The 782-nt window shown below is 66.6% G+C and carries 1 pseudogene; it reads left to right on the forward strand.

Annotated features, from left to right (window positions below):
* A pseudogene (locus H9658_RS22800) lies at positions 1-782 on the forward strand (xylose isomerase); the annotation flags it as partial.

The raw sequence follows: 782 nt of genomic DNA on the forward strand, positions 1-782 counted from the left end.
AAGGAATACTTCCCGGGCATCGGCCGCATCGCGTTCGAAGGCAAGGCCTCGGACAACCCGCTCGCCTTCAAGGTCTACGACGCGAACAAGCGCATCGGCGACAAGACCATGGCCGAGCACCTGCGCTTCGCGGTGGCGTACTGGCACAGCTTCTGCGGCAACGGCGCCGATCCGTTCGGCCCGGGCACGCGCGCCTATCCGTGGGACGCCGGCAGCGACGCGCTGGGCCGCGCCGAGGCCAAGGCCGATGCGGCGTTCGAGTTCTTCACCAAGCTCGGCGTGCCGTACTACTGCTTCCACGATATCGACCTGGCGCCGGACGCGGACGAGGTCGGCCAGTACGAGAAGAACCTCAAGCACATGGTCGGCATCGCCAAGCAGCGCCAGGCCGACACCGGCATCAAGCTGCTGTGGGGCACCGCCAACCTGTTCTCGCATCCGCGCTACATGAACGGCGCCTCGACCAACCCGGACTTCGACGTGGTCGCGCGCGCGGCGGTGCAGGTCAAGGCGGCGCTGGAGGCCACGGTCGAGCTGGGCGGGGAGAACTACGTGTTCTGGGGCGGCCGCGAAGGCTATGCCAGCCTGCACAACACGCAGATGAAGCGCGAGCAGGACAACATGGCGCGCTTTCTGACCATCGCCCGCGACTACGGCCGCAGCATCGGCTTCACCGGCAATTTCCTGATCGAGCCCAAGCCGATGGAGCCGATGAAGCACCAGTACGACTTCGACAGCGCCACGGTGATCGGCTTCCTGCGCCAGCACGGCCTGGACCAGGA

The sequence above is a fragment of the Xanthomonas bonasiae genome, from assembly GCF_014836395.1.
GTDB lineage: Bacteria > Pseudomonadota > Gammaproteobacteria > Xanthomonadales > Xanthomonadaceae > Xanthomonas_A > Xanthomonas_A bonasiae.